At 44.6% G+C, this 2,497-nt stretch carries 3 protein-coding genes; 1 reads left to right on the top strand and 2 read right to left on the bottom strand.

Going from position 1 to position 2,497, the window contains the following annotated elements; genetic code table 11:
• Both PX481_RS18875 and petJ read right to left on the bottom strand, forming a co-directional pair.
• Positions 1–1,187 (bottom strand): DUF3352 domain-containing protein (locus PX481_RS18875; RefSeq protein WP_288095431.1); only part of this gene is annotated, 1,187 nt, incomplete at its 3' end.
• 116 nt (positions 1,188–1,303) lie between these two features.
• Positions 1,304–1,624: a cytochrome c6 PetJ gene (gene petJ, locus PX481_RS18880; protein WP_002732729.1), complete on the bottom strand. Its 321-nt coding sequence runs from the start codon at positions 1,622–1,624 to the stop codon at positions 1,304–1,306.
• Between the two features lie 192 nt (positions 1,625–1,816).
• Between petJ and petE the strand changes: the two genes are divergently transcribed.
• The gene (gene petE / locus PX481_RS18885; protein ID WP_002762125.1) at positions 1,817–2,194 is read left to right on the top strand and encodes a plastocyanin; all 378 of its coding nucleotides are present in this window, start codon (positions 1,817–1,819) and stop codon (positions 2,192–2,194) included.
• Positions 2,195–2,497 lie beyond the last annotated feature (303 nt).

Genomic DNA, 2,497 nt, shown 5'->3' on the forward strand with positions numbered 1-2,497 from the left:
CCCATCACCCGTTCCCCTACAAAAACACTATCGGGTTCCATCCCCTTTGAACTAGGCACGAGAGCGAGGCTATATTCGCCTCTAACCCAGCTAAAAACGTCTTCAGGCAAATTTAAACCTAAAGGCGACTGGAAGCGGTTTAAGACCTGTGTTATTAATTCCTGTAGGGGACTATCTGCTTCTAACCCCTCCTCTACCTGAGTCCAAAAACGATTTAAATCGCGACTAGCGGCGACTAAAAGGCTATTTTCGCCGATAAAAGATAATGCTCCCACGGGACTAGATAAAATTGGTGCTTGGTCATCCTGTCCTAAGACTCCAATTAAGGCGGTTTGAGCGACTATTCCCCCGGATTTGAGGGTAAAAGCCGTGGCTAATCGTTGTTTTGCTTCGGGACTCTCCGGGACGGGTTGATTAGCTATCCAAGCCGATAACGGGGGTAAATTGCCGTAAACGATAGCTATACGCGGTTCGGTGATATTTTTGAGGGCTTCTCGGTAATCGGGGCTATTTTTTAGGTTTAAATCCGGTACTTGCACGTTATTAAGTGCCTCGCGCAAAACCTTGATATTATTGGCAAAAAGCACCGTATCACCCACCACGGCACTAGCGAGAAAACGATTATTATCTCCTGCGGTCAAGGGACGTTGATAAATGAGGTTAACTCCCTTGTAGAGTTCAAAAACGAGGTCAAATTTGCCCGAAACCGCCTGTTTTGAGTAGGAAGCTTGCAGAAATTCCTTAGCGCGTTCACCATCTTTACTTTGAATTGCCAAAAGATAACCCGGTTGGATACCATTATCGGTATCGCGATCGAAATCTAGGGAAGTAACAGCGAGGGTAATTTCTTCCCCTAACCAGGGTTTGATTTCCTTTTGATAATTTAATCCCGTTTTACCGAGCAGACTTTTTTCTAAATCCTTAATTTCTTGGTGGGAACGTCGTCGATTAGCCGGTGTAGCGATTAATTGACCAAAAGACTCTAAACGTTCGGGATTGACCAGCAAGGATACCATAACCGGGGCCTGTTTCGGCACAAAAATCGCCGCCGCCGGTTCCCGCAGCACCCCACCTTTGAGCAAAGACAGAGGACTATCGGCGAGAATCCAAGCAAAACTGGCTGTAGCGACTACTAGGAGAATGATTACCGTCGCACCTAAAATATAGAAAAACGATCGCAATTTCACAACCTTGTCCCGAGATGAACCATTAGCTATTTTAAGCCAGCAAATGACCCAAGAATTTCGATCGCTACAATTCTTACCAGACTGACAACGGATAACTCGCCACCGATAACTAACTTTTACCAGCCTTTTTCCGCTTGAGCGAGGACATAGTTAGCTACAGCTTCGATATCTTCAGCGCTGAGACGACCACCGAAAGCAGGCATCGCACCCATACCTTTGGTAACTTGGGTAACGATAGCTTCAACGGAATCTTTGCCGTATTTAACTAAATCTTCTTTTTTCAGGGTTTTAGCGGCATTAACCACGTTTTTACCGCCCATGTGGCAGGAAGCGCAGTTAGCACTGAAAATCGAAGCCCCATCAGCTAAAGCGGGACGAGCCATACCGAAAGTAACCACAGCCAAGAGCAAGCACAGGGAAATTAATAGTCTTTTCACGATAGGTTCTCCTCTATTTCTTAAGAAATTCCCCAACCATGGTCAGAAAAAACCGGTTTTCTTGTCAAAAGACAAGCTGTCAAACTTGGTGTAGAATTAATCAATGGGACAGTTAAAAGCAAACTTTTACTTTTTTGTCAAAAGACAGGCTGTCAAACTTGTCATCTTCCCTCGTGTAAAGGATTAACAAGCATGAAAAAATTAGGTTTATTGGTCGCTACCCTGGTGCTAGTCGTCTCTAGCTTCTTCTTCAACACTGCCGCCGCTGCTGCGGAAACCTTCACGGTGAAGATGGGCGGTGATGCAGGTACACTACAATTTGATCCCCCCGCCCTCACTATTAAAGCAGGAGATACGGTGAAATGGGTCAATAACAAACTTTCTCCCCATAACATAGTTTTCGATAGCACCAAGGTTCCCGAAGCCCAAGCTGCTAAATTATCCCATAAAGGTCTGGCTTTTTCCGCTGGTGAGTCCTTTGAAAGCACTTTCAGCGAACCGGGTACTTACACCTACTACTGCGAACCCCATCGCGGCGCCGGTATGGTCGGAACGATTACCGTTCAGTAATTATCCGATTTTAACCAAAAATAACTCGCGGTTAACTGCCGCGGGTTGTTTTTTTGGGAATTATGAAGACTTTTCAGTTATCAGTAAACAGTAATCAGTAATCAGTGAGGTTCTTCAGTTTGTCTTATGCAACGGACAGGGTTATAAGGAATGAAACTCTTATAGAGAAAGACATTTGGCGATTTTTGTCAATTGTTTTTGAACTAGAACGAACTCATCAATTAAGTTTTTTGCCAGATAAGGATTTAGTCGATTTATGCCCCCCGAGCGAACCATACCAAGTTCAGTAATCAGTAAACAGTA

The organism is Microcystis sp. M53603_WE2 (assembly GCF_030065435.1).

Coding starts and splice junctions, on each gene's coding strand:
- petE (WP_002762125.1), top strand. CDS start 1,817: ATGAAAAAATTAGGTTTATTGGTCGCTACCCTGGTGCTAGTCGTCTCT.